We start from the raw sequence: 24,955 nt of genomic DNA on the forward strand, positions 1-24,955 counted from the left end.
TTGTCAGTGGGGACGTTCTTCCACCGGCAGCCAGATCTCCACGCCGCCGTTGCCGCTGTGCTCATCGAAACGCAGGTCGTAGCGTTCCAGATCGGGTGCATCGGCCAGGCTGAGGCCGGAACCGGGCAGGTAGTGATCCAGCAACCAGAACCAGGTAGAGCGGATGGCCGAGATGTGTCCGCCGTGCCAAGCCACCAGGTAGCGGCGCGCCGGGATGTCCACGCGTCGCCAGTGCGCAGGCACGCTCGGCACCGTGCTTGCCGGTAGTGCCGCAATGTAGTCGAAGCCACCATCGTCATCACTGTTGCAGCACACGCCGAAGCTGACCGGTGCCGGCGTCGGCCACTCGCGGTTGAGCTGGGCCCATTGGCCCGGAATCGCGCCGCTGCTGTCGCGGGTATGCCGCATGCCGACGCCTGCCACCTGGAACGCGGGCGTATCGAGCAGCCGGGGGGCTTCAATGCAGGCTGACGGGGCCTCGTCCAGGCGGATCGCCTGCACCAGCGTCAGCCCATCGGTGCCCTGTTCGCGTACCCGTTCCGGTGTCTGCCCGAACTGTTCGCTGAAGGCACGGGTAAAGGCAGCATGGGTGGTGTAGCCGGCCCCCAGCGCCACCTGCAGGATGTCGCCCGCGCCGTTGGCCAACCGCTGCGCGGCAGCGGTCAGGCGGCGCCCGCGCAGGTAGCGCACCACCGAGGTGCCGGTGCGGGCCTGGAACAGGCGTGACAGATGAAACGGCGACAGGCCGGCCGCAGCGGCGATGTCGGCCAGCGCCAATGGCTGGTCCGCATGGGTTTCGATGTACCACAACGCCTTGCCTGCCGCGCTCATCCTGCCGTTCCCCGCATCCAATGCCGGCACAGTAGCGGATCGGCAGGCACGGCGTTTAGCAGTTCTTGCGCTGCCGGGGCTTTGCGTCTGCCTGCGTACCGGCAACAATGCGCGCTTCATGGACGTGATGGGGGGCAGGGAGATGCGATCGACGACGGGGGATGCCAGGCCAGCGGAGCCCGGCCGATGATCGAGATGATCGAAATGCTGCTTGCCCTCTGGGTACTTCCCAGTCTGTTGACCCTGGCGCTGATGCTGCTGATGTTGTTCGGCGCACCACGGTGGCGCGGCAATCCCTGGGTGTACCGTGTCGGCTTCGCGTTGCTGGGCGGGTTTCTGACACCGACGTTGTTGGGGGCCGGTCACGGTGGGTTGCCGTGCGCGACTATCGGCGGGCTGGTGATGATACTGACGCAGCTGCAATGGATCGGCGATCTGCAGGTCGACTTCATGGGGATCGGGATTCGCAACAGGGGCATCTGGATCATGTCCACCCCCGCCTTGGTGGTGTTCGCTGCCATGATGTTCGTTCCGCTGCGAACGGCACGGCCAGCCCGTTTCGGCTTTGGCGACGACGCCAACGGCTAGCCGCTGTGTGCGGAGATGGGGCGTGGGTCTGCATTGCCACCCATGCATGGCGTGGATCTACGGATGAGCCCTGGCAGGGGCCAACCTTGGTTGGCGCATCAAGCTGTCGTACTGACGTCATGCCTCCTTCACACATCGCGCCGAGACTGCGCGCCTTGTCCAGGCCTGTTGTGTGCGCACAGGTGCTGGCCCTGTCGCGTCCTCCCGGAGCCCTGCCGTGCATCGTTCGAAGCTTTCGCGTTCCATCCTCCTTGCCCTTTCCATGGCCAGCGCAGGAGGCGCGATCGCAACGGAGGCCGATGCGGTCGATGCCGCCGGCGGCAGCCGCGCCGCGCCCACCCAGCTCGACGCGATGCTGGTCACCGGTACCCGCGCGTCCAACCGCACCCAGTTCGAAACGCTGGCGCCGGTGGATGTGTTCAGCAAGGAAGACATCAGGTCCGTCGAATCCACCGACCTGAAGGACGTGCTGGCCCAGCTGGTGCCGTCGTTCGTGGTGCAGCGCCTGCCGATGGCGGACGGCCAGGTGTTCGTGCGTCCGGCCACGCTGCGTGGCCTGTCGCCGGACCAGACCCTGGTGCTGGTCAACGGCCGCCGCTTCCACCGCAGCGCGCTGCTCGGCAACCGTGGTGCACAGGCCGCTGATCTGGCACAGATTCCAACCAGGGCGATCAAGCGCATCGAGGTGCTGCGTGATGGCGCGTCGGCGCAGTACGGCTCGGACGCCATCGCCGGCGTCATCAACATCATCCTGGAGGATGGGCCGGGTAGCGAGATCACCGCCGGCTACTCGCAGTACGCGCAGGGCGACGGTGCTTCGCGCGATTTCAGTGCGCGCACCGGCTGGTCGCTGGGCGACTATGGCAGCCTGGTGCTGTTCGCCGAATCGTCCACCTCCGACGCCACCTCGCGCACCCGCCAGCGCCCCGATGCCATCGCCTTCCAGGCCGCGCATCCGGAGCTGGAGGTGCCCAACCCGGTGCAGCGCTGGGGCCAGCCGGAACTGGAAAGCCGCCGCGTCGGCTTCAATGTAAAGGCCAACGCCAGCGATACGCTGGAGCTCTATGCCTTTGGCCTGTACAGCCACAGCGATGGCGTCAGCGATTTCAACTGGCGCAACCCGGACACCACCACCGGCGCGTACCGCACCACCGCCATCTTCCCGGGCTGGAACCTGCGCTCGCTGTATCCGGTCGGCTTCAGCCCGCAGTACGGCAACGTGCAGAACGACCTGCAGCTGGTCGGTGGCCTGCGCGGCGAGATCACGCCGAAGCTGCGCTGGGATGTCAGCGCCTCGTATGGCCGCAACGCCATCGACTATCGCCTGAAGAACTCGATCAATGCCTCGCTCGGCCCGGCCAGCCCGACCGACTTCGATCTCGGCCGCCTGACCCAGACCGAGAAGAACGCCAACGCCGACTTCAACTACGAATGGGACGTGGCTGCGCTGTCCAAGCCGATCAACGTCGCCTTCGGTGGCGAGTTCCGCCAGGAAACCTACCAGGTGCGCGCCGGTGATCCGGCCTCGTACGCGGTGGGTCCGGGCGCGGCCGGGGGCCTGGAGGCCAACTCCAATGGCGCGCCGGGCTTCTCGGCCAGCCAGGCCGGGCAGTGGAGCCAGCGCAGCAAGGCCGCCTACGTGGACATGGAAGTGCCGCTGGGCGAGCGCTGGAGCATCGGTGCAGCCAGCCGCTATGAGGACTTCTCCAGCTTCGGCAGCACACTGGACGGCAAACTGTCGGCGCGCTTCGCGATCACCCCGGACGTCGCCCTGCGCGGCACCGTGTCCACCGGCTTCCGCGCGCCGACGCCGGCGCAGCTCAACACCACCAGCACCACCCAGGGGTTGGATACGCGCACGCTGCAGATCTTCACCAGCGGCCGCCTGTCGCCGAACGATCCGCTGGCGCAGCTGCTCGGTGCCAGGCCGTTGAAGCCGGAAGAATCGCGTACCGCATCGCTGGGCCTGACCTGGCGCACCGACCTGGGCCTGTCCGGCTCGGTGGATGTCTACCAGATCAAGCTCACCGACCGCTTCAGCCAGTCGGCCAGTTTCGCCATTCCGGCCGGTACGCCCAATCCGCTGGGCTATACCTCGGTGAACTACTTCACCAACGACTTCGACACCACCACCACCGGCGTGGACGTGGTCGGCAATTACCTGCGCGACCTCGGCGCGGGCCGCATGACGCTGACCCTGGCCTACAACTACAACCGCACCCGCGTGGACAACGGCAGCACCTCGGTGGCAACCAACGAGACCCAGCGCGTGCTGTTCGAAGATCGCCTGCCCGAGCACAAGGGCAGCCTGACCGGCAGCTGGGACATCGGTGCCTGGTCGCTGATGGCGCGCATGCGCTACTACGGTGCCTGGACCGATTCCAGCGGCAATGCGGTGGGCGATATCTACCAGCGCTTTGGTGCGATGAGCTTCCTCGACCTGGCCGTCGGCTATCGCATCAACGAACATCACAGCCTGCGCGTGGGTGCCGACAACGTGTTCGACCGCTATCCGGACGAAGCCACCTTCCAGGCCAGTCGCGGCCTGGTCTACTCGCGCAATGCGCCGTACGACACCGACGGTGCCAACCTGTACGCACAGTATCGGCTGAGCTTCTGATGGACCGCAACCGCCGCGTCCTGTTGCGTGCCGGTGCACTGCTGCCGGCTGCAGCTGCGCTGTCTTCACTGCCCGCCATGGCTGCCGCGGGTTACGCTGCGTCCATGCAGATTCCCGCAACGACCGTAGCGCCGGACGCGCTGGCCCGCGATGAAGGCTACTGGGCCGCCGTGGCCAGCCACTTCGACATCACCGATGAAGTGAACCACCTGGAGAACGGCTACTGGGGCGCGATGGGCCGCGAGACGCTGGCCAGCTACCAGCGCCACACCGCCGAGGTGAACCGTGGTAACGCCTGGTACGGCCGTCATGAGTTCCCGGTGCAGTACATGGCGGTGCAGCGGCAGGTGGCCGAACTGCTGGGCGTGGGCGCCGACGAGATCGCACTGACCCGTGGCGCCACCGAAGCGATGCTGGCGCTGATCGGTGGCTACAACCGCCTGCGGCCCGGCGACCAGGTGCTGTACGCCGACATCGACTACGACAGCATGATCGGTGCGATGCGTTGGCTGCAGCAGCGCCGTGGCGTGCAGGTCGAGCGCATCGCGCTGCCGGTGGTGCCCGACCATGCGCAGATCCTGCAGGCCTACGAGGCCGCGTTCGCGCGGCTGCCACGCCTGAAGCTGGTGCTGCTGACCCAGGTCAGCCATCGCCATGGGCTGGTGCTGCCGGTGGCCGAGATCGCCGAGCGTGCACGCGCACGCGGTATCGACGTGATCGTCGATGCGGCGCACGGGTTCGGCCAGATCGACTACGCGGTGCCGCAGCTCAAGGCCGATTTCGTCGGCATCAACCTGCACAAGTGGATCGGCGCACCGGTCGGTGTCGGCGCGATGTACGTGCGCAGGGGCCGCGTTGCGGACCTCGACCCGTACATGGGCGAGACCGACGACGGCCGCGTGGGCAGCCGCGTACACACCGGCACGGTCAACTTCGCCGCTTACCTGGCACTTCCGGAGGCGATTGCCCTGCACCAGCGCATCGGTGCGGACAACAAGCAGGCGCGCCTGCGTTACCTGCGCGAGCGCTGGACGCTGCCGGCGCGGCAGATGGCGCACATCGAAGTGCTGTCTTCGCCGGATCCGGCGTTGGCGAGTGCATTGGCCAGCTTCCGCCTGCGCGGGCGCACCAGCGTGGCTGACAACATCGCGCTGCAGAAGCGCCTGCTGGACGAACATCGCGTGTTCACCACCCATCGCGACGGCTTGGACTCCGGCGCCTGCGTGCGGGTGACGCCGTCGGTGTTCACCCGGCCGCAGCAGATGGATGCGCTGGTGAAGGCGCTCTCCGCCTTGGCCTGACCCTGCTTTGGTGGGTGCCAACCTTGGTTGGCACATTCCAACCGTGCTGAGGAATCTTCCGCCGGCCAGCGGCCGGCACTATCAGTCGGGTGGGTGCCGACCGTTGGTCGGCACATCCCATTCCAGGGCTACCGCTCGATCGCCGGCAACGCGTCCGACAACAACAACCGGTCAATCCGTCGCAGCGCACTTTCCAGCTGCCGGCGATCGGCCGCCAGCCCCAGCGACAGCCGCACGCCGTTCTGATGCTGCACCCCCGGCGGGCAGAACGCCGATGAGGGCGCGATCGCCAGCCCCTGCAGCTGTGCGGTACGCACCAGGGTGGCGTCAGTCCATGGCGCTGGTACCCGGCACCAGGCATGCAGGCCTTCGGCGCGCAGCAGCAGCGAAGGCGCCAGCAGGTAGCGCGCCATGCGCATGCGCTCGTGCGCTTCGCTGCGCACCTGCGCCAGCAGCGATTGCGCCGAACCATCCAGCAGCAGCTGGCTGGCCAGCGCCGCCACCAGCGGATGCCCCATCAACCGGGTGGCGCGCAAGGCCGAAGCCATCGCCTCGGCGTGCGCGGCACCCGGGCAGCGCACGAAGGCCGTGCGCAGGCCGGGGCTGATCACCTTCGACAGCGTCGCCACATGGAACACATGGCGCGGTGCCAGCGCCGCCAGCGGTGTCGGTGCATCCTCGGCGAGGTGCCAGTAAGGATCGTCTTCGATCGCCAGCAGGCCTTCCCTCTCCAGAACACGCGCCAGCGCTTCGCGCCGCTGCAGCGGCAGGGTCAGCGCGGTCGGGTTCTGGCAGGTGGGGTTGAGATAGACCAACCGCGCGCCGCTTTCGCGTGCCAGCCGGGCCAGCGCATCGGGGCACATGCCGTGTTCGTCGCTGTCCACCGGCAGCAGCCGCCGGCCCAGTGCGGCGGCGGCCTGCAGCAGGCCCGGATAGACCAGCGCATCGCAGAGGATCGCATCATCGTCGCGGCCCTGGCTGACCAGGATCGCGGCAAGCGCCACCTGCGCGCCTTCGGTCAGCAACAGGCTGGCATCCTCCACCGCGCCCAGCATCGGTTGCAGCCAGCGCGCTGCCGCGTGGCGGTCGGTGGGATTGCCGCCGCCCAGGTGGTAGGTCATCAGGTTCGGCGCGTTGCTGCGCGCAAGCACGGCGGCGGCACCGCGGCGCAGGGTCTCGGCCAGCGCATCGGCATCGGGCACCGGCGGCACGTTCATGCTCAGGTCCACCACCTGGTCGAAGCCGGCCTTGGGTGGTGCGATGAAACTGCCTTGTGGCCCGCGTGCCTCGATCAGGCCGCGCTTGCGCGCTTCGTCGAACGCCCGCGTTACCGTGGTCAGGTCGACGCCGAGCTGCTGCGCCAACGCACGCTGCGAGGGCAGGCGTTGTCCTGGTGCAAGCCCACCGCGACGCACCGTGCGCTCCAGCGAATTGACGATGCGCAGGTAGATCGGCCCGTTGTGCGCGAGCACGTCCTGCACCCATTCGCGGGCTGCGACATCCGGTCGCGGCATGTACGGAGCATGTCGGGGCGTATCGTTGCTTCCAACGGCGGGAGCCTGTCCATAACCATCGGTCGGTTCGGACAGGTGACCGCCGTTGTTGCTTGTGGCGGCCACAGCGGCCAGCGTCAGTGGTGTCATTGCGCGTCCTCAGCGCTTGGCCTGCCAGGGGCAGTAGCAGCCCACGGCAAGCAGTCCTTTCGGGCGCACGGTTTCGCCGCGCACCAGTCTGTCCAGCAGTGGTTCGACGAAGCTGTTGGCCGAGTTGCAGACCATGCCGATGCTGTACGGGCCGGCATAGGCGAGGTGGCCCTGCCGGTCCCAGATCGCCACGGCAGGGCTGGCCGGGATGTGTTCGATGCCGTCGATGGTCGGCAGGTTGATCACCTTGTTGCGCAGCGGCTCAGGCAGTTCGCCCTGGGTACCGGGGCGGCGGATCGCATAGAAGTCGATGCCGGCGCGGCGGTACATGCTGATCAGGTAGCTCAGGTGTGCGCCGGTTTCGCGGTTGCAGACGGCACACGCCGGGTCCCAGAAGTGCACCACGCGGATGCGGCCGGTATCACCGGCCAGATCGGACGGCAGGCGCAGCTGCGAGTCGTCGAAGACGATGGCCTGTTCGGTGAACGTCGACTGCGCGCTGTAGCCGAAGTACTGCCACAGCGCAGCCGCCACGCCGGCCATGAACAGGCAGGCGAGGGCGATCATCGTCGGCAGCAGCCAGCGGCGGCGCGGCGCGGCTGCGCCCATCAGGACGCGTCCCCGCCGAACTTGTGCACGTACTGCTTGCGCATCTCGCGGCAGGAGTCGGCCTGCGCGCGACGCTGGATCTCGCTACGCGACGGATCCTGGCTGCGCTGCACGCATTGCTCGATGGCGTGGCGCTCGGCGGCCTGCACATCCACGGTCTGCGGCTGCAGGCAGACCCAGGCCAGCGCGGCCAGCATCAACACCACAAAGCCACCACAGCCGGCCATTACCAGGTGGAACTTCAGTCTCTCGGCGCGCATCGACGCACGTCCCTTCATCCATACATTGCATACAAAATATCATCTTGTATGGATGAGGCGCCATGCGCCCGGTTCAGACGATGGCGTTGTGCCGGGCCCCGGGGGCCTCAGACAGGATCTCGTTCAGTTTGGCCAGCGCCCCGGCCAGCGCATCCTGGTCAACTGCGCCGCCCAGCGACAGGCGGATGGCGTTGCCCGGTGGCGGTTCCTCCACGCTGAAGGCGTCCGAGCTGGCGATGCCCAGACCCTGTTCCTGTGCGGCCTGGATCAGCCGGTACTGGTCCAGCCGCGGCGGTAGCGGCAGCCATACGTGCAGGCCGGCCGGGTGCGCCCGCGCGCGGGACGGCAGGTACTGCGCGGCAATCGCCTGGCGCTCGCGCAGCTCCTGCTGGAAGCGCTGCACCATGTCCTGGGCCTGGCCGCTGCGGATCCACTGCGACGCCACCGCCACCATCGACTGGGTCGGCATCAGCGCGATCGCACGCAGGGCGTCCAGCACCGGTTCCATCGGTTCGCCGCCCGGCACCACCAGGTAGGCGGTGCGCAGGCCCGGTGCCAGGCACTTGGACAGGGTGGAGATGTAATACACCGGGCAGCCGGCGTCGCGGTGGGCGGCCAGCGGCGGTGCGGCGTCCCCGGCCAGCAACCAGTAGGGATCGTCTTCGATCACGGTCAGATCGTGGCGCTTGGCAGCCGCCAGCAGGGCCTGCCGGCGTTGTGCCGACATCGTCGCCGTGGTCGGGTTCTGGATGGTCGGTACCAGGTACAGCAGGCGCGGGCGGCGCAGCTGGCAGGCCTCTTCCAGCGCTTCGGGCAGCATGCCTTCGGCGTCCATCGCCACCGGCACCACACCCCGCTGCAGCACGCGCGCGGCGGCCAGCAGGCCCGGGTAGGTCAGCTGCTCGGCAGCGATCAGCTCGCCCGGCTGGGTGCGGGCCAGGATCAGTGCGCACAGTGCGGTCTGCGCGCCGGGGCAGATCACCACCTGGTCGGCACCCACCGTGCCCAGCACCGGTGACAGCCACTGCACGGCGGCGGCGCGGTCCTCGCGGGTGCCGGCGCCGACGTGGTAGCTCATCAGTTCGCCCTGGCCCAGCTGCTGGCCCACGTGCTGGAAACCGGCCTCCATGCCCTGTGCGAACGGCGCGCTGCCCAGCAGCGGCGGGATGTTCATGCTCAGGTCCACCGAGGTGCTGCGGTTGCCGGCCGACAGCGCGATGAAGGTGCCGCCGGCGCCCTGCGCATCCAGCAGGCCAGCCTGGCGCAGCTCGGCAAAGGCCCGGGTGACCGTGGTCAGGTCCACGCCCACCTGCTGGGCCAGGTCGCGCTGCGGCGGCAGCCGGTCGCCCGGACGCAGCACGCCGTCATCCACTGCCTCGCGCACCTGCTGGGCGATCTGCAGGTACAGCGGGCCAGCGCCCTCGCGGAAGGGGCGAACCCAGGTGCGATTGGGGTGTTTCAGGCGGCGGCCGGCGGCAGGTGGCGTCATCGGTCAGTTTTCCATACGTGCAGATGCACAAGTCCATACAATCATGTATCTTGTATGGGCTTGATTGGAGTGGATCGCTCTCTTGTAGGCGACCTCGTACCCACAGTGTAGCCGCTCCACGCCCGGGCGCTGCGCGCAGGCGAGCCGGTCAAGCGCGCTTCTTCAACAGGGTTGACCTCCAATGAATATCTGCTGGAACCGCATCCGCCTGGCGCTGGTCGCCCTGGCCTGCGTCGGCCTGTCGGGCTGTGACTGGGTGCTGCTGGATTCGAAGGGCATGGTCGGGCTCGCCCAGCGCGACCTGATCCTGATCTGCATCGGCCTGATGCTGATCGTGGTGATACCGGCCATCGTGCTGACCTTCGTATTCGCCTGGCGCTTCCGCGCCGGCAACACCAAGGCGAAATACACGCCGGAGTGGTCGCACTCCACCAAGGTGGAGATCGTGGTCTGGGGCGTGCCGCTGCTGATCATTGCCGGCCTGGCCGTGATCGTGTGGAAGTCGACCCACGAACTGGACCCGTACAAGCCGCTGGACGTGGCCGGTGAGCCGCTGCACGTGGACGTGATCGCCACCGACTGGAAATGGGTGTTCGTATACCCGGACCTGGGCATCGCCACGGTCAACCAGCTCAACTTCCCGGCCAACCGCCCGCTGGCGTTCAACATCACCTCCAACTCGACGATGAATACCTTCTTCATCCCGCAGCTGGGTGGGCAGATCTACGCGATGGCCGGCATGCGCACGCAGCTGCACCTGATCGCCAACGAGCCCGGCCAGTTCCGTGGCATGTCCGGCAACTACAGCGGGCATGGCTTCTCGAACATGAAGTTCATTGCCACCGCCAGCAGCAACGAGGAGTTCGAGCGCTGGGTGGCCGAGGTACGCAGCGCACCACAGGCGCTGGACTTCAACCAGTTCAAGGCGCTGGCCGCACCGTCGAAGAACGCGCCGGTGCAGCACTTCTCCAGCGTCGAACCGCTGCTGTTCAAGAAGGTCATCGACCAGTTCATCGGCGTCGGTGAGAACACCGCTGCTGCGTCCCCGGCGGGTGCTGCCGGTGGTGCCCAGGTTTCCCAGGAGTAACGAACATGTTGGGTAAATTGACGTGGGAGGCCGTGCCGCTGCACGAGCCGATCGTCGTGGTCACGCTGGCGGCCATGGTGCTGGGTGGCCTCGCGCTGCTTGGCGCGGTGACGTACTTCAAGCTATGGGGCGTGCTCTGGCGCGACTGGTTCACCACCGTGGACCACAAGAAGATCGGCATCATGTACGTGGTAGTGGCGCTGGTCATGCTGGTGCGTGGCTTCGCCGACGCGCTGATGATGCGCGCGCAGTTGGCCGCGGCCGGGCCAGGCAGTGATGGCTTCCTGCCACCGGAGCACTACGACCAGATCTTCACCGCGCATGGCGTGATCATGATCTTCTTCGTGGCCACCCCGTTCGTGGTCGGCCTGATGAACATCATCGTGCCGCTGCAGATCGGCGCACGCGACATGGCGTTCCCGTTCCTCAACGCCTTCAGCTTCTGGATCTTCGTGGTTGGCGCTGCGCTGATGATGATCTCGCTGGGCGTTGGCGAGTTCGCCATGACCGGCTGGGTGGCCTATCCGCCGCTGTCGGGCATCGAGTTCAGTCCGGGCGTAGGCGTGGACTACTACATCTGGGCGTTGCAGGCCTCGGGCATCGGCACATTGCTGACCGGCGTCAACCTGTTCATCACCATCCTGCGCATGCGTGCGCCGGGCATGACCCTGATGAAGATGCCGGTGTTCACCTGGACCGTGCTGGTCACCAGCGTGATCATCATCGCCGCCTTCCCGATCCTGACCGTGGCGCTGGGTGCGCTCACCCTGGACCGCTACCTGGACTTCAACTTCTACACCAACACGTTGGGTGGCAACCCGATGATGTACGTGAACCTGGTGTGGGCCTGGGGCCACCCGGAGGTGTACATCCTGGTGCTGCCGGCGTTCGGCATCTTCTCTGAAGTCACCGCCACGTTCGCGCGCAAGAAGCTGTTCGGCTACAAGTCGATGGTGGGCGCCACGCTGGCGATCGGCATCCTGTCGTTCATCGTCTGGCTGCACCACTTCTTCACCATGGGCTCGGGTGCCAGCGTCAATGCCTTCTTCGGCATCATGACGATGATCATCGCCATCCCCACCGGCGTGAAGATCTTTACCTGGCTGTTCACCATGTACGGCGGCCGCGTCGAGTTCAGCGTACCGATGCTGTGGACCATCGCCTTCCTGGTCACCTTCACCATCGGTGGCATGACCGGCGTGCTGCTGGCCATCCCGGGCGCGGACTTCCTGCTGCACAACAGCCTGTTCCTGGTCGCCCACTTCCATAACACCATCATCGGCGGCGCGCTGTTCGGCTACCTGGCCGGCTTCGCCTACTGGTTCCCGAAGGTGTTCGGCTTCACCCTCAACGAGCGCCTGGGCAAGTGGTCGTTCGCCTGCTGGGTGATCGGCTTCTACCTGGCCTTCATGCCGCTGTACATGCTGGGCTTCATGGGCATGACCCGCCGCATGAACCAGTACGACAACCCGGCGTGGACGCCGTACCTGATCGCCGCCTTCATCGGTGCACTGTTCGTGTTCGCGGGCATCATCCTGATGCTGGTGCAGATCTACGTGAGCGTGCGCGACCGCAAGCGCAACCTGGACCTGACCGGCGACCCGTGGAACGCACGCACGCTGGAATGGGCCACGCCGTCGCCGCCGCCGTTCTACAACTTCGCCGTGGTGCCCAAGGCCGATGAGCTGGATGCCTTCCACGAAGCGAAGAAGCGCGGCCTGCCGCCGCCGCCGAAGACGTACGCCCCGATCCACATGCCGAAGAACACCGGCGTGCCGCTGATCCTCAACATCTGGATCCTGGTGCTGTGCTTCGCCCTGGTCTGGCACATCTGGTGGATGGCCGCAGCCAGCTTCATCGCGATGATCGTGACCCTGATCGTGCGGTCCTACGACGAGGACGTGGATTACTACGTCAGTTCCGAAGAGGTGGCGCGCACCGAAGCGGCCAACCTTGCCAAGCTGAAGGAGGTACGCGCATGAACCTGTTGACCCGCCCGGAGCTGGCCAGCGACACGCAGGCGCACGAGGACCACCGCGAGCACGACCATGGCCACGAACAGGGCGGCATGAAGGTGTTCGGCATGTGGGTGTACCTCATGTCCGACTTGGTGCTGTTCGGTTCCCTGTTCGCCTCGTACGCGGTGCTCAGCACCGCCTACGCCGGCGGCCCCACCGGCAAGGAGCTGTTCTCGCTGCCGTTCGTGATGGCCGAGACCTTCCTGCTGCTGGTCTCCAGCATCACCTACGGCCAGGCCGTGCTGGCCATGCATCGCCACGATGCCTCGGCGGTGCTGCGCTGGCTGGGCGTGACTTTCGTGCTCGGTGCCTCGTTCATCGGCATGGAGATCTACGAGTTCTCGCACCTGATCCACGAAGGCGCGGGCCCGAGCACCAGTGCCTACCTGTCGGCGTTCTTCGCGCTGGTCGCCACCCACGGCCTGCACGTGGCCAGCGGCCTGATCTGGATGGCGGTGGTCATGCACCAGGTCTACCGCCGTGGCCTGACCCCGACCAACATCACCCGCGTGTCGTGCCTGAGCCTGTTCTGGCACTTCCTGGACCTGGTGTGGATCTGCGTCTTCACCTTCGTCTACCTGATCGGAGCCTTCTGACATGGCCCACGTCGAAACCTCGCGCGCCGGCAATGCGCACGGCTCCACCAAGTCCTACCTGATCGGCTTCGTGCTGTGCGCGCTGCTGACCGTGGTGCCGTTCGCACTGGTGATGAATCCGGTGCTGTCGCGGCCGCTCACGCTGTTCCTGCTGGTCGGCTTCGCAGTGGCGCAGATCCTGGTGCAGCTGGTCTATTTCCTGCACATGGACCGCAAGTCCGAAGGTGGCTGGAACCTGGCCAGCTTCGTGTTCACCCTGGTGATCCTGTTCATCGTCGTCGCGTTGTCGGTCTGGATCATCTGGAGCATGCACTACCACATGATGATCAACTGAGCCTGCGAACCGTGAAAGGCATTGCGTTCCCCCATCGTGGCCTGCGCCTGGCCGCAGGCCTGCTGCTCGGCCTGCTGGCCGGCTGCAGCGCGCAGTCGCGCATGGACTTCTATGCGAAGGACATCGCCTGCGAAGAACTTGGCCAGCAGTGGTCGATGCCCGACAGCCGCGGCACCGTGCGCGGCCCGAAGGACCTGCAGGGGCAGGTGACCTACCTGTTCTTCGGTTTCACCAGCTGCCCGGACGTGTGCCCGACCACGATGGTCGAGCTGAGCCAAGTCAAGCACCTGATGGGCAAGGATGCCGATCAGCTGCAGGTCGTGTTCGTCAGCGTCGACCCGGCCCGCGACACGCCCGAGGTCGCGCGCACCTATGTGGAAGCGTTCGATCCCAAGGCAATCGCGCTGGTTGGCAACGATGCGCAGCTGGCCGCGATGGCCAGCGACTTCAAGGCGTTCTACCAGAAAGAGCCCGGCCAGGTACCGGATACCTACACCATGAGCCACATTGCCGGTGGCTACGTGTTCGACCGCCAGGGCCGCCTGCGCCTGTTCGCGCCGTACGGCATGCCGGTGGAAAAGCTGTTCTCGGACGTGCAGCGCCTGCTGCTCGAGCCCGGCCACCCGGCCGCCGGCAACGACGCGCTGGCCAGCTGCCACCTCAAGCACAGCGGCACACTGGCCGCGCGGTAACGCCGGTGGGTGCCAACCTTGGTTGGCACGTCCGAATCTGCTCCTGGTAGATGCCAGCCTTGGTTGGCACAGCTGTAGAGCCGAGCCCATGCTCGGCGCCGCGCGCACCGCGCCTGCGGCACCCCGTAGACAGCAGCCGAGCATCGGCTCGGCTCTACACGCGCACGGCCCCGGCAGGTGTCGACCGTTGGTCGGCACACCCCCACACCAATCCCCGGCCGGCCAGGAGAGCCAGCCGGCCGGGGCACCGCTCAACGCCTTACTTGGTCTCTTCCCACTGCACCACGTCCGGCTCGGTGGCGCGGATACCGGCGGTGGACAGCAGCTTGGTGCTCGCATCCAGCGCCGCGTTCACCGACGGGTACTCCACGATCGCCTGGCCCGACGCCTTGGAGACCTTCACCACGGTGCCACCGGTGGCCGTAGCCGCGCGCTGGGCCGATGCTGCATCGGTGAAGAACACCTTGACCCGCGAGGTCGCCACCACCGGCGCTCCGTCACGGGAGACCGCCGCCGCGAACTTGCCGGCACCGGCATCAGCAGGCGCCGCCGCGGCGCCATCCAGCGAACGCTTGGTACGCGAGCTGGTGGTCGCCGCCGCCTGCGGGGTGATCGTGAACTGGCCGCCGCTGGCCTGCTTTACCGTTGCCGAGGGCGACAGCTGGAAACGCGTGCCGCCCACATCGAACGAGCGGCCGGTAGCGGACGCCTTCAGTTCCTGAGCATCCACGGTCGACAGGGTCCTGGCCGGAGGGGTCTGCCCCGAGCTCTGTGCCCAGGCAGGGGAGGTCATCGCCGCGAAGGCGAGCGTGCTCAACAGAATGGTGGTCTTCATCATCAGTGCCCCAGAACGCGGATCTTGAAGAATTCGAGGTTGCCACGCGATGCAGCGGTCGCGGCCTGCCCCATGTCGGTCACTTCCAGCGTCCAGGTGCCCGTGGCGTTCTCATCCAGGAAGGCATTGCTGGACAGCAGGTCCCAGCTGGTGAAGTTGCTCTGCGCGCCACCCGTGCCCGAACCGATCGCGGTGAACGCCGGTTGCACCACGCTGCGGGTACCGCTGGGTGACACCAGCACGAACTGCAGCTGGCGCGTGTTGCGGTGGTTGACCCGGAAGCCCAGCTGCACGCTTTCGATGTTGCGCGCGCCGTTGGCCAACTGGAAGGTCAGGCGTGCAGCGGCGGCCGAGGTGTTGCCGATGGCCACGGTACGCGTGGTGTTGCGCCAGCCGCTGTCGACCAGCGCACCGAGCGACTGGAAGTTCTCGGCCACCTGCACCGCGCGTGCAGCGTTGACCACGCCGAAGCCATACCAGTTGCTGTAGGCACGGCCGGCAGCATTCACCGTCCAGCCTGGCACCAGCGTGCGCCCGTCGGCCAGCGTCACCGCCGGCTGGTTCGGGTGGTTGCGGGTGGCGGTGGTGGCCAGGATGTACTTCACATCGCGATAGGACAGGTTCGGATTGGCTTCCAGCACCAGTGCCGCCACGCCCGAGACCATCGGCGCTGACGCCGAGGTGCCGTTCATCTTGGCGGTGTAGTTGCAGGTGCTGTCGATGGCCGACAGGTTGCTGTCCAGCGTGTTCTGGCGGTTGGTGTTCTTGTTGCTGCCCTGCGCGCACCCGGTCACGTCGGTGGTGACGATGGCCGGGTCGTAGGCGCGTGCCACCAGGCCGGGGGCGTACTGGGCCTGCAGGCCGTATTCGCCGCCGAAGGCCGACACCCACAGCGCCGAGCCGGTGGAGGAATACGACGAGCGCACGCCATCGGCACGCACCGCGCCTACCGTGATCACGTTGAACAGGTTGTTGCGCGGATCGCGTCCGGCCGGCACGCAGCCGGTGTTGCGGTTCTTGGTGTCGGTGGTGCAGACATCCTGGGTCTGGCTGATCGAGGCATTGTTGAAGTTGTTGCCCGCCGACTTCACGTAGATGCCGCCGCGGCCACCGCGCGTACCAGACAGTGCCTGCTCATACGAACGAATCGTGTTTTCGCTGTACGCCAGCGGCAGGTTCGGATTGCCCGGGCCGGCGCCCCAGCTGTTGTTGAACACCTGCACGTCGGCCGACTCCGCGCCGTCCCACCAGGCGTACTCGATGTTGCTCTGCTGGTTGCCCAGGGCTGAGCGCGAAATCGGGTTGAAGCCCTTCAGCGTCGCCGCCGGCGCCACACCACGTACGCCCAGGTTGTTGGCGCCCACCGCGCCAGCAATGCCGCCGACCATGGTGCCGTGGTTGTCGACGTCCGGGTTGGTCGGGGTGGGGTTGTTCGAGCCGTTGGTGAAGTTCTTGCCGGCCACCGCCGCCACGTTGGCCGCCAGGTCCGGATGCGCGATCTGCAGGCCATCATCGACGATGGCGATGGTGACACCCTGGCCACGGATGCCGTTGCGGAACAGGCCATCCACGTTCAGGTCGTTGCCGGCCACCGGCAGGGTGTCGGCCGGGACGGTCTGCCCGGTGTTGAGCAGGTGCCACTGGATACCCGCCAGCGGATCGGCCTGTTGGGCCTGCGCGGTGGCGGCCAGGCTGCCCAGCACCAGGGCAGTGGCAAGGGCCAGGCGCGCAGAGCGCGGTGGCGCGGAGCGTTGCGTGTGTCGCTTCATACACGAATCCTTCTGTTGTGAATCGGCATGGCAGGACGGCGGGGCGGAACTGCCCCATCGCAACGAGCCAAACGCGACACAACGGAGAACCCCCTACCTCTTCACATCCGCAATGTACGAATATGCAAATTGCGTCACAAACACTTAGTACGTCAGGTTATGACAGGGCGCGCGAATGCCTTCACGCCATCTTCGCGCGCTTGCTTCGGGTGCGGGAAACTCGGGTAACCACATGCAGGTGAAGACACATGAAGAAGGAAGGCCAGCGTGCACGTGCGCGCGCAGACCAGACCCCGCTCTCGGTTGCCGCCATCCGCAAGGTGGTGCTGTCGATGTACCACCGTCGCCATGATTACTGGACCGATGCGGATATCGCCGAGCTGCTGCCGGCGCTCGCCACATTCAATATCACGACGATCAAACAGTTGCGCTTGCTGATGAAGCGGCACCGACGCGCGCTGCTGCAGGAGGAAAGAGTGAAGATGCGTAGGGCGCAGACACTGCACCTGCTGGCTGAGGATGGTCCCTGTGGCATCGATGTACACGCCAATACCAGCTACTACGCCATCGGCGGCCTGGTCCGCACCAGCATGGAACACGAATTCGGCTTCGAGACGATGCTGCCCTTCCACGAGGTGCGCGAGGACGAACCCGCGTAACGCGGTGCCTGCCCGGTGGGTGTGGCAGCGCCGCCGGGGCATCATCGCGCGCCCTCACATCGCGCTGTGCTACTACAGCCCGTGCACCCTTCCGCACGGAGCACGATGATGGTCAATCCGCTCGCCCAGGCCCATCGCGGCCTCGGCACCACGCTGTTCAGCCTGTTGAACCCGATACCCTTCGGCTTCTTCGTCGGTGCACTGATCTTCGACGCGATCTATCTCAACAGCGCCGAGGTGATGTGGGGCAAGGCCGCCGCTTGGCTGATCACGTTCGGCCTGCTGATCGCCATCGTGCCGCGCCTGATCAACCTGTTCGCGGTCTGGCGCCGCAACGGCACGGCCACCCGCATCGACCGCATCGACTTCTTCCTCAACCTGGTCGCGGTGGTGCTGGCCATCTGGAACGCCTTCGTGCACAGCCGCGATGCGTATGCCGTTGCTGTGCCGGGCACGATCCTGTCGGCGCTGACCGTGGCCCTGATCGCCCTGGGCCTGATCCTGTTGTCATTGCAGCCGCCGGTGCTGCAGGGAGGTCGTCATGGCTAAGCACATCCTGCCCACCGTGGCCGCGCTGGCACTGGCCGTCACCCTGTCGGCCTGCGCCGGCAAGGCCGAATACCATCCGGCCGACCAGTCGGGACCGCAGCCGCCACTGCCCAAGCCGGCCAACTTCCTGATGCCGCCGATGCAGGTGCCCAAGGGCGTGGGCTGGGCCGACGGCCAGGCCCCCACGGTGGCCGAAGGCCTGAAGATCGAGCGCATCGCCGCCAACCTGCAGCACCCGCGCCGGCTGCTGACCCTGCCCAACGGCGATGTACTGGTGGTGGAAGGCAATGGCCCCGGCGAAGAGCCGGTCACCACACCCAAGCAGTGGATCGCCGGCAAGGTGAAGGCGCGCTCGGGCAAGGCTGGCAAGGGCGGCAACCGGGTCACCCTGCTGCGCCGCTCGCCAGGCACCAACACCTGGACCCAGCACGTCTACATCGAAGGCCTGCACTCGCCGTTCGGCATCCAGCTGATCGGTGACACGCTGTATGTGGCCAACACCGGCAACATCATGCAGTACCACTACGTGCCCGGCGAAACCCGCATGGCCGACAAGGGCCGCGAGTTCACCGACCTGCCCAGCACCATCAACCACCACTGGACCAAGGAACTGCTGGCCAGCCGCGATGGCAGCAAGCTGTACGTGGGCGTCGGCTCCAACAGCAACATTACTGAAAATGGCCTGGCCGTCGAATACCGCCGCGCGGTCGTGCTGGAGGTGGACGTAGCTACCCGTGGCAGCCGCATCTTTGCGTCGGGCATCCGCAACCCGACCGGGCTGGACTGGGAGCCGAGCACTGGCCAGCTGTGGGCCGTGGCCAACGAGCGTGATGAGATCGGTGCCGACCTGGTGCCGGATTACCTCACCTCGGTGAAGGAAGATGGCTTCTACGGCTGGCCCTACAGCTACTACGGCCAGCACGTGGACGAGCGCGTGCAGCCGCAGCGGCCGGACCTGGTGGCCAAGGCGATCGTGCCGGACTATGCCATCGGCTCGCACGTGGCACCGCTGGGCCTGCTGTTCTACACCGGCCAGGCACTGCCGGCGCAGTACCACGGCGGCGCCTTCATCGGCGAGCACGGCAGCTGGGACCGCTCGCCACTGAGTGGCTACGAAGTGGTCTACGTACCGTTCAAGGACGGCAAGCCGACCGGGCGGCCGCAGACCGTGGTCAGCGGCTTCACCTCGAAGGACGAGAAGACCCTGATGGGTGCGCCGGTGGGCATGGCGATGGATGCCGAGGGCGCACTGCTGGTGGCCGACGACGTGGGCGACGTGGTGTGGCGGGTGTCGGCGAAATAGCTGTGTAGCGTCGAGCCACGCTCGACTGCTGTGGATCCGGCCTTTGTAGAGCCGAGCCCATGCTCGGCTTACGCGCGCAGCGCGCGGGTTTCCGTGCACCGAGCGAACAGCAGCCGAGCATGGGCTCGGCTCTACAGTTCGGCGGTACTGCTGCGGAACCCGCTGAACACCGATTCGGCGGCAAATCCCACGCCGCCCAGCAGCACGCCGAAGTACACCACCGTGGCCACCACGAAGCCGTAGCCGGCTGCCACCGCCGCACCATCGCGCTGGATGAAGCCAATCGCAAACGACATCAGCGCCAGCGCCGGCAGCGTGTTGCTGAAGGGAATCGGCCCGGCCGGTGCCATCAGCAGCAGGGTCGCGAACACCAGCATCAGGTTGTTCAGGCGCATCATCTTCTTCGAGCGCACCATCACCGCCAGCCGCATCGGCCGCGACAGCCGCTCCATGCGGTGCACCCATTTCAGCGCACGGCCCAGGTTGGCCTTCAGCTTGTCGGTGGCGATCCCGCGGCGCGCCAGCTTCTGCGGCACCCACAGCGGGCGGTTGCGCACCCGGCTCAGGCCGATCAGCAGGATCGAGGCGCCAAACACCGTGCTCAGCCCGGGAATCGACACCGGGATGATGAAGATGGCCGAGAGCAGGATCACGACCAGCAGCAGGCCCTCATCGCCCAGCGCGCTGAGCAGGGTGCCGACGCTCACCTGGTCGCCGGGCAGCTCGTCGATCATCTGCTCGATCTGCTGGGCCAGGGGCGCGCTGTCATTGGTTTCGGGGGCACGGTAGGTCATGCGTCGCAAGGTTCTCCAGGGAAGGGCGGTCAATGGGCCGTCCTGCGGTGGGGGACGCACAGGCTCCTGCAGTATCCCGGCCAAGGTGGGCAAAGAGGTGAACCGGGCATGAGGGGGTAAACTGCCGTGCCCCGCATGAGTTGAACGCAATGGACATGGGCCGCAGGCAATCGACCATCGAACTGGTCGCCATCGACATGGATGGCACGCTGCTGGACCCGTCGCACCAGCTCACCCCCCGCGCCAGGAAGGCCATCGCGCAGGCGCGCGCACTGGGCGTGCACATCGTGCTGACCAGTGGCCGCCCGGTTCCCGGCCTGGCGCCGTACCTGCACGAGCTCGGCATCACCGGCAACGACGACTACTGCATCGCCTGCAATGGCGGCCTGGTGCAGCGCATCGGCACGCGCGAAACCGTGGTCGAGTATCCGCTCAGCTTCGACGACTTCCTGTTCTGCGAGCAGGTCGCCCGCGACTTGGGCGTGCACTTCCAGGCGCTGGACAGCCAGCGCATGTACACGCCCAACCAGGACATCAGCTACTACACCGTGGCCGACTCGCATCTTTCGCGGATGCCGCTGTCGTATCGCCGCGTGGAAGACATGGACCCGTCCATGTCCTTCATCAAGCTGATGATGATCGACGAACCCGAGGTGCTGGACGCTGCCATCGCGCGCCTGCCCAGCGCGCTGACCGAGCGCTTCGCGGTATTGAAGAGCGCGCCGTTCTTCCTGGAAGTGTTCGACCACCGCGCCGGCAAGGGGCCGAGCCTGCAGAAGTTGGCCGAGCACCTGGGCATCGACCGCGCCAACGTGATGGCCATCGGCGACCAGGAGAACGACCTCACCATGCTGCAGTACGCCGGTACCAGCGTGGCCATGGGCAATGCCATCGATGCGGTGAAGGCGGTGGCGCGGTTTGAGACCAGCAGCAATGCCGATGAAGGCGTGGCGCGCGCGATCGAGCGTTTCGTCCTGCAGTAACCGCGCGTCCCTACGCTCTGGTAGCTGCCAACCTTGGTTGGCACACACAATCGGCAAGCGCCGACCAAGGTCGGCCTCTACCAGGCCCCATTCGCCCCGGTAGGTGCCAACCTTGGTTGGCACGCGCAGACGGCAAGCGCCGACCAAGGTCGGCCTCTACCAGGCCCCATTCGCCCCGGCAGGTGCCAACCTTGGTTGGCACACGCAGGCGGCAAGCGCCGACCAAGGTCGGCCTCTACCAGGCCCCATTCGCCCCGGCAGGTGCCAACCTTGGTTGGCACACGCAGGCGGCCAGCGCCGACCTGGGTCTATACCCACGTATAGCCCACCCATCCCCACCGCCATCGGCGCTGTACCACCGCGCAATGGCGGATGCGGCAGCGCGATGCAAGAATTTCGCACGTCGAAATCACGCCATCGAATCCTGCGGCAGATGATCGTCTTCCTCTGCTGACCGGCGCGCACCGCGCCGTCGCTCTCTCAACGCAATCGCACCGCCAGCCAGGGCGCCGACACCGGCGCTGCAACGCGCTGGGCGTGCGCCTGCGCGGCTCTCTCCCTGCACCCTGGATCTACTGCCATGAACACCCCACCCACGACGCGCCTCGCCCTGGCCATCATCGCGGCCACCACTGCACCTGCCTACGCAGCAGACACGCACGACGCCGCGCTCGACACGCCCACCACGCTCAACGCCCTGCAGGTCATCGCCACGCCGCGCGGTGCGGCCGTGGCACCGACCCAGGTGGTCGGTCCCAACCGCTACATCATCAAGGCCGAGGACCTCGACGCGATGGTCACCGGCAACAATGGCCTGGCCATGCTGAAGCAGGTGCCGGGCGCGAGCTATACCGCCACCGATGGGCTGGGCCTGGATATCTCCGCCACCAGCCTGTTCGTGCGCGGCTTCCGCATGAACGAAATGGGCATCACCTTCGAAGGCGTGCCGCTGAATGACAACGGCTTCCTCTCGCTTACCGGCACCAGCGTGGTGAACGTGGGCGTGCCCGATGGCATCGGCGCGATCACGGTCAGCCCCGGTGGCGCACCGGTCAGCGTGTTCTCCAGCAGCGTCAACGGCGGCAGCTTGGAATACCGCCTGCGCGACCTGCAGGACACGCCCAGCCTGCGCGTGAAGCAGGGCGTGGGCAGCAACAGCACGCTGGTCACCACCGTATCCGGGCAGAGCGGCCAGCTCGGCGAGCATGGCCCGAAAGTGCTGGTCGACCTGCAGCGCGTGTCCGCCGACAAGTACCAGGGCGAGGGCACGCAGAACTTCCTGCGCGGCGACCTGAAGCTGCAGCAGGACGTCGCCTGGGGCGATGTCACCGTGTTCCTGTCCGACAGCAAGGCCAAGGTCTGGGGTTACAACAACATTTCCTTCGACATGATCCGCAAGCTGGGCTGGAAGGCCGACATCTTCTACCCGGACTACGCCTGGGCGTATTACGTGGCCTCGCCGGAGAACGCAGACAAATCCTGCGGCGCCTATACCTGTGGTGAACTGTCCGGGCTTATTCCCTACGACACCGGCCAGAGCACGCGTGACCGCGTGTCCTCGATCAACCACCGCTTCCAGATCAGTCCGGCGCTGAGCGGCAACGTGCAGCTGTACAACGCCAACAGCCACACCCAGGCCACGCTGACCGACCCGAACGTGCCGTCGCCCAACGGCGCGCCGTTCTCCGAACAGGTGCAGACCCCGCGCCTCAACCGGCTGGGCGGCATGGTCAACCTGCAGTTCGAGACCGGCGCGCACACCGTCACCGCCGGCTTCTGGCAGGAGAAGAGCAAGGCCGCCGCCAAGACCGAGTGGTACCAGCAGCCGCTGCTGGGCGAGGGCCCGCCGCTGAAGGCCACCGGTCCGTTCGATGTGTACGGCCCCGCGTTCAAGACCGACAACGCATCGAGCTGGGTGACCCGCTCGCGCCAGTTCTACCTGCAGGACGACATCGTGCTGAACGACACGCTGAAGCTGGGTGTCGGCTTCAAGGCCGTGGACTTCCGCACCCGCGGCGGCGGCCTCGGTGACGCCAAGGACCGGCCGGTGAACGGCACGCTGCGCGCGAAGAGCAACTTCCTGCCGCACGTCTCGCTGTTCTGGAGCCCGACCGAATCCACCGATGCCTTCATCGACCTGGCCAATACCATGAACGGCTATCGCGTGGCCCAGCGCGGCAACATCGGCTACACCGCCTCGGCGTGGACCATCACCGACCAGGAGGAGTTCGACCGCGTGGCCGGCACGCTGCGCCCGGAGAAGAACTGGAACCTCACCGTGGGCGCATCGCATCGCTTCGACCGGCTGACGATCACCGGCGACGTGTTCTACAACGACATCCGCAACCGACTGCTGTCGGCCGCCATCGGCACCCAGTTCGCACAGATCAACACCGTGCGGCTGATGCCGAAGATGCACGTGATCGGTGCCGACCTCGGCATCACCGCCGACCTGACTGACCACCTGCAGTTCTACCAGGGCGTGGCCGTGGCCCGTTCGTACTACGACAGCGATTTCGTGGTGGGCGACACGGTGTACCCGATCAAGGGCAACGCGCAGCCGGGCTACCCGCAGATCTCGCTGGTCAGCGACCTGTCAGCGCATTTCGGTGACTGGCGTTTTGGCGCCACCAGCACCTCCTACCTGCGCCAGCCCTTCACCTACGAGAACGACATCCGCGTGCCGACGTTCTGGCAGGTCAACACCTATGCCGCCTACCGCTTCGGTGCCGACAGCGCGGTGCCCGGCCTGGAGCTGCGGCTGGACGTGAGCAACCTGTTCAACCGCCACAACATCGGCACCGCCACCATTGCCGGCTCGTCGTTCTCGGGGGATTACCAGACCCTGCAGCGCAGCGCGCCACGGCAGCTGATGTTCAGTACCTCGATGGCGTTCTGAGGCGATGAGGGTGGGGTCAGAGCCCTTTGCTGCGCAAAGGGATCCGACCCCGCAGCCACCCCGTGATCGGGGTCAGAGCCCTTTGCGCAGCAAAGGGCTCTGACCCCCAAAACCCGCCTAGAAACCCGCCTTGCGCAAACAACAGGGGTTTTCTGGCGGCGACGCAAGGTTCCCACAATGTTGCTGGGTCATCCTGTTGGCATGGCACAGCACAACCCGCGAACCCCGTTGTTCGGCATCCGGGGCCCAGGACGGCCCCGGCAGGCTCTGTCCGTGGCGCCGGCGATCGATCTGCAGGGCGAGTACCAGTTCTGGCAGGTCTACGAACGCGTGGTCCGCCCGCTGCCCGGCGGTGGGCTGCGCCGGGCCTGGCTGGTGTGCCAGAAGGTGTACCGGGACCGCCTGCGGTTCCCGCATGACACCCGTGAAGCCGCGCTGGCGCGTGTGCTTTTCGGCAGCAACAGCACGCCCGAGCGCGCAGCCGAACTGCAGGACCTCTTCGGCCTTGTCAGCCGCCGCATGGCGTCCGTTGCCGTCCGGCGACAGGCGCCCATCCTGGGAAAGTGAATCACTGGCCAGGAATCGACACGCGTTGATGGCTTTCTCTTGGTCCGCCTGCTTTTGGCCTATTCTGGGGCGGGCTGGTAAGGACGGGAAACGATGGAAATCAGACGATCTGCACGCCTTGTGATCGTTGCTGAGGATGCGGTGTTGCTGTTCCGGTATCACGATGAACACCACGCTCCGTTCTGGGCTACACCGGGCGGGGAGCTTCTGCCCGGGGAGGGATATGCGGACGCCGCACGGCGTGAGCTCAGGGAGGAGACCGGATTGGATCTGCCGATAGGCGTGCGGCTGGAAAAGCGCGATGCCATCTACGCGGTCGCCCGATCAACGCCCGCGCGATGGCTGGAAGAATATTTTCTGGTCCGCAGCCCCAACCAGCCCGACATCCAGCGTGACGGGTGGACGGAGGAGGAAAATGCCACGATCAGGGCGTGGAAATGGTGGCGCGTAGAAGAGATGAGAGAACAGCCTGCTTCCCTGTTCAAGCCGGAATGGCTGCCGGATCTTTTTGAACGTGTGCCCGCATGAC

At 66.5% G+C, this 24,955-nt stretch carries 23 protein-coding genes; 15 read left to right on the forward strand and 8 right to left on the reverse strand.

The genetic code is table 11. From position 1 onward, the window contains the following. Positions 1-3 precede the first annotated feature (3 nt). Entirely contained in the window at positions 4-831 is an 828-nt protein-coding gene (locus tag AC5P8F_RS03145; RefSeq protein ID WP_049441999.1) for an AraC family transcriptional regulator, read from the reverse strand. Between the two features lie 186 nt (positions 832-1,017). On the opposite strand from AC5P8F_RS03145, the gene AC5P8F_RS03150 reads away from it, so the two are divergent. From AC5P8F_RS03150 to AC5P8F_RS03160, 3 genes are all read left to right on the forward strand, one after another. Then, positions 1,018-1,419 carry a hypothetical protein gene (locus AC5P8F_RS03150; protein ID WP_014648738.1) on the forward strand — a complete coding sequence of 134 codons (402 nt, stop codon included), beginning with the start codon at positions 1,018-1,020 and terminating at the stop codon, positions 1,417-1,419. Positions 1,420-1,636: 217 nt separating this feature from the next. Continuing rightward, positions 1,637-4,039 carry a TonB-dependent receptor plug domain-containing protein gene (locus tag AC5P8F_RS03155; RefSeq protein WP_495227605.1) on the forward strand — a complete coding sequence of 801 codons (2,403 nt, stop codon included), beginning with the start codon at positions 1,637-1,639 and terminating at the stop codon, positions 4,037-4,039. After that, positions 4,039-5,340: an aminotransferase class V-fold PLP-dependent enzyme gene (locus tag AC5P8F_RS03160; RefSeq protein WP_075076238.1), complete on the forward strand. Its 1,302-nt coding sequence runs from the start codon at positions 4,039-4,041 to the stop codon at positions 5,338-5,340. The genes AC5P8F_RS03155 and AC5P8F_RS03160 overlap by 1 nt, the downstream gene beginning before the upstream one ends. Positions 5,341-5,468: 128 nt before the next feature. Here AC5P8F_RS03160 and AC5P8F_RS03165 read toward each other — a convergent pair whose 3' ends face one another. From AC5P8F_RS03165 to AC5P8F_RS03180, 4 genes are read right to left on the reverse strand one after another with little or no spacing between them, the layout of a single operon-like run. After that, positions 5,469-6,983 carry an aminotransferase-like domain-containing protein gene (locus AC5P8F_RS03165; protein ID WP_495220104.1) on the reverse strand — a complete coding sequence of 505 codons (1,515 nt, stop codon included), beginning with the start codon at positions 6,981-6,983 and terminating at the stop codon, positions 5,469-5,471. 9 nt (positions 6,984-6,992) lie between these two features. After that, positions 6,993-7,592: a DUF6436 domain-containing protein gene (locus tag AC5P8F_RS03170; protein WP_046432980.1), complete on the reverse strand. Its 600-nt coding sequence runs from the start codon at positions 7,590-7,592 to the stop codon at positions 6,993-6,995. Next, the gene (locus AC5P8F_RS03175) at positions 7,592-7,870 is read right to left on the reverse strand and encodes a hypothetical protein (RefSeq protein ID WP_495220103.1); all 279 of its coding nucleotides are present in this window, start codon (positions 7,868-7,870) and stop codon (positions 7,592-7,594) included. The genes AC5P8F_RS03170 and AC5P8F_RS03175 overlap by 1 nt, the downstream gene beginning before the upstream one ends. A gap of 55 nt (positions 7,871-7,925) precedes the next feature. After that, on the reverse strand, positions 7,926-9,341 hold the full coding sequence (locus AC5P8F_RS03180) for an aminotransferase-like domain-containing protein (RefSeq protein WP_495227606.1): 1,416 nt from the start codon (positions 9,339-9,341) through the stop codon (positions 7,926-7,928). A 181-nt stretch (positions 9,342-9,522) separates the two neighbouring features. Between AC5P8F_RS03180 and cyoA the strand changes: the two genes are divergently transcribed. The 5 genes from cyoA to AC5P8F_RS03205 are packed head-to-tail and all read left to right on the forward strand — an operon-like array spanning position 9,523 to position 14,068. Beyond that, a complete protein-coding gene (gene cyoA, locus AC5P8F_RS03185; protein WP_032958778.1) occupies positions 9,523-10,428 on the forward strand; it encodes a ubiquinol oxidase subunit II in 906 nt (301 codons plus the stop codon). A 5-nt stretch (positions 10,429-10,433) separates the two neighbouring features. Next, positions 10,434-12,410, forward strand: coding sequence for a cytochrome o ubiquinol oxidase subunit I (gene cyoB / locus AC5P8F_RS03190; RefSeq protein ID WP_032958781.1), 1,977 nt, complete (start codon positions 10,434-10,436; stop codon positions 12,408-12,410). Beyond that, a complete protein-coding gene (gene cyoC, locus AC5P8F_RS03195; protein WP_080355823.1) occupies positions 12,407-13,042 on the forward strand; it encodes a cytochrome o ubiquinol oxidase subunit III in 636 nt (211 codons plus the stop codon). Before cyoB ends, cyoC begins: the two co-directional genes overlap by 4 nt. A gap of 1 nt (position 13,043) precedes the next feature. Then, complete coding sequence (gene cyoD, locus AC5P8F_RS03200) at positions 13,044-13,376, forward strand: cytochrome o ubiquinol oxidase subunit IV (RefSeq protein WP_006399830.1); 333 nt, start codon at positions 13,044-13,046, stop codon at positions 13,374-13,376. A gap of 11 nt (positions 13,377-13,387) precedes the next feature. Further along, positions 13,388-14,068 carry an SCO family protein gene (locus AC5P8F_RS03205; RefSeq protein ID WP_049441993.1) on the forward strand — a complete coding sequence of 227 codons (681 nt, stop codon included), beginning with the start codon at positions 13,388-13,390 and terminating at the stop codon, positions 14,066-14,068. 259 nt (positions 14,069-14,327) lie between these two features. Here AC5P8F_RS03205 and AC5P8F_RS03210 read toward each other — a convergent pair whose 3' ends face one another. Together AC5P8F_RS03210 and AC5P8F_RS03215 are read right to left on the reverse strand one after the other, a co-directional pair. Continuing rightward, positions 14,328-14,906: a hypothetical protein gene (locus AC5P8F_RS03210; protein WP_049441991.1), complete on the reverse strand. Its 579-nt coding sequence runs from the start codon at positions 14,904-14,906 to the stop codon at positions 14,328-14,330. Then, entirely contained in the window at positions 14,906-16,672 is a 1,767-nt protein-coding gene (locus AC5P8F_RS03215) for a S8 family serine peptidase (protein WP_049408020.1), read from the reverse strand. The genes AC5P8F_RS03210 and AC5P8F_RS03215 overlap by 1 nt, the downstream gene beginning before the upstream one ends. 248 nt (positions 16,673-16,920) lie before the next feature. Here AC5P8F_RS03215 and AC5P8F_RS03220 point away from each other — a divergent pair, with 248 nt between their 5' ends. The 3 genes from AC5P8F_RS03220 (at position 16,921) to AC5P8F_RS03230 (ending at position 19,183) form a co-directional block, all read left to right on the forward strand. Then, on the forward strand, positions 16,921-17,331 hold the full coding sequence (locus AC5P8F_RS03220) for a hypothetical protein (protein WP_495227607.1): 411 nt from the start codon (positions 16,921-16,923) through the stop codon (positions 17,329-17,331). A 108-nt stretch (positions 17,332-17,439) separates the two neighbouring features. Beyond that, positions 17,440-17,880 (forward strand): DUF2231 domain-containing protein, encoded by a 441-nt coding sequence (locus AC5P8F_RS03225; RefSeq protein WP_041863928.1) that lies wholly within the window; start codon positions 17,440-17,442, stop codon positions 17,878-17,880. Then, positions 17,873-19,183, forward strand: a complete 1,311-nt coding sequence (locus tag AC5P8F_RS03230; protein WP_495227608.1) for a PQQ-dependent sugar dehydrogenase — start codon at positions 17,873-17,875, stop codon at positions 19,181-19,183. Before AC5P8F_RS03225 ends, AC5P8F_RS03230 begins: the two co-directional genes overlap by 8 nt. A gap of 131 nt (positions 19,184-19,314) precedes the next feature. Here the strand turns inward: AC5P8F_RS03230 and AC5P8F_RS03235 are convergent, their stop codons facing one another. Beyond that, positions 19,315-19,977 (reverse strand): exopolysaccharide biosynthesis protein, encoded by a 663-nt coding sequence (locus AC5P8F_RS03235; RefSeq protein WP_032958795.1) that lies wholly within the window; start codon positions 19,975-19,977, stop codon positions 19,315-19,317. A gap of 149 nt (positions 19,978-20,126) precedes the next feature. Between AC5P8F_RS03235 and yidA the strand changes: the two genes are divergently transcribed. The 4 genes from yidA (at position 20,127) to AC5P8F_RS03255 (ending at position 24,954) form a co-directional block, all read left to right on the forward strand. Beyond that, the gene (gene yidA / locus AC5P8F_RS03240; protein WP_142235086.1) at positions 20,127-20,960 is read left to right on the forward strand and encodes a sugar-phosphatase; all 834 of its coding nucleotides are present in this window, start codon (positions 20,127-20,129) and stop codon (positions 20,958-20,960) included. A 580-nt stretch (positions 20,961-21,540) separates the two neighbouring features. Next, a complete protein-coding gene (locus tag AC5P8F_RS03245) occupies positions 21,541-23,859 on the forward strand; it encodes a TonB-dependent receptor (RefSeq protein WP_069117701.1) in 2,319 nt (772 codons plus the stop codon). Between the two features lie 177 nt (positions 23,860-24,036). Beyond that, on the forward strand, positions 24,037-24,426 hold the full coding sequence (locus tag AC5P8F_RS03250; protein WP_041863926.1) for a hypothetical protein: 390 nt from the start codon (positions 24,037-24,039) through the stop codon (positions 24,424-24,426). Between the two features lie 93 nt (positions 24,427-24,519). Then, positions 24,520-24,954, forward strand: a complete 435-nt coding sequence (locus AC5P8F_RS03255) for an NUDIX hydrolase (protein WP_049408006.1) — start codon at positions 24,520-24,522, stop codon at positions 24,952-24,954. Position 24,955: the final 1 nt, after the last annotated feature.

It is taken from the genome of Stenotrophomonas sp. YJH_SMC_69 (assembly GCF_059370495.1).

Bases quoted from the DNA above. Each gene is read 5' to 3' on its own strand.
- AC5P8F_RS03145 (WP_049441999.1), bottom strand. From the start codon at position 831: ATGAGCGCGGCAGGCAAGGCGTTGTGGTACATCGAAACCCATGCGGAC.
- AC5P8F_RS03150 (WP_014648738.1), top strand. From the start codon at position 1,018: ATGATCGAGATGATCGAAATGCTGCTTGCCCTCTGGGTACTTCCCAGT.
- AC5P8F_RS03160 (WP_075076238.1), top strand. From the start codon at position 4,039: ATGGACCGCAACCGCCGCGTCCTGTTGCGTGCCGGTGCACTGCTGCCG.
- AC5P8F_RS03165 (WP_495220104.1), bottom strand. From the start codon at position 6,983: ATGACACCACTGACGCTGGCCGCTGTGGCCGCCACAAGCAACAACGGC.
- AC5P8F_RS03170 (WP_046432980.1), bottom strand. From the start codon at position 7,592: ATGGGCGCAGCCGCGCCGCGCCGCCGCTGGCTGCTGCCGACGATGATC.
- AC5P8F_RS03175 (WP_495220103.1), bottom strand. From the start codon at position 7,870: ATGAAGGGACGTGCGTCGATGCGCGCCGAGAGACTGAAGTTCCACCTG.
- AC5P8F_RS03180 (WP_495227606.1), bottom strand. From the start codon at position 9,341: ATGACGCCACCTGCCGCCGGCCGCCGCCTGAAACACCCCAATCGCACC.
- cyoA (WP_032958778.1), top strand. From the start codon at position 9,523: ATGAATATCTGCTGGAACCGCATCCGCCTGGCGCTGGTCGCCCTGGCC.
- cyoB (WP_032958781.1), top strand. From the start codon at position 10,434: ATGTTGGGTAAATTGACGTGGGAGGCCGTGCCGCTGCACGAGCCGATC.
- cyoC (WP_080355823.1), top strand. From the start codon at position 12,407: ATGAACCTGTTGACCCGCCCGGAGCTGGCCAGCGACACGCAGGCGCAC.
- cyoD (WP_006399830.1), top strand. From the start codon at position 13,044: ATGGCCCACGTCGAAACCTCGCGCGCCGGCAATGCGCACGGCTCCACC.
- AC5P8F_RS03210 (WP_049441991.1), bottom strand. From the start codon at position 14,906: ATGATGAAGACCACCATTCTGTTGAGCACGCTCGCCTTCGCGGCGATG.
- AC5P8F_RS03215 (WP_049408020.1), bottom strand. From the start codon at position 16,672: ATGAAGCGACACACGCAACGCTCCGCGCCACCGCGCTCTGCGCGCCTG.
- AC5P8F_RS03220 (WP_495227607.1), top strand. From the start codon at position 16,921: ATGAAGAAGGAAGGCCAGCGTGCACGTGCGCGCGCAGACCAGACCCCG.
- AC5P8F_RS03225 (WP_041863928.1), top strand. From the start codon at position 17,440: ATGGTCAATCCGCTCGCCCAGGCCCATCGCGGCCTCGGCACCACGCTG.
- AC5P8F_RS03230 (WP_495227608.1), top strand. From the start codon at position 17,873: ATGGCTAAGCACATCCTGCCCACCGTGGCCGCGCTGGCACTGGCCGTC.
- AC5P8F_RS03235 (WP_032958795.1), bottom strand. From the start codon at position 19,977: ATGACCTACCGTGCCCCCGAAACCAATGACAGCGCGCCCCTGGCCCAG.
- yidA (WP_142235086.1), top strand. From the start codon at position 20,127: ATGGACATGGGCCGCAGGCAATCGACCATCGAACTGGTCGCCATCGAC.
- AC5P8F_RS03245 (WP_069117701.1), top strand. From the start codon at position 21,541: ATGAACACCCCACCCACGACGCGCCTCGCCCTGGCCATCATCGCGGCC.
- AC5P8F_RS03250 (WP_041863926.1), top strand. From the start codon at position 24,037: ATGTTGCTGGGTCATCCTGTTGGCATGGCACAGCACAACCCGCGAACC.
- AC5P8F_RS03255 (WP_049408006.1), top strand. From the start codon at position 24,520: ATGGAAATCAGACGATCTGCACGCCTTGTGATCGTTGCTGAGGATGCG.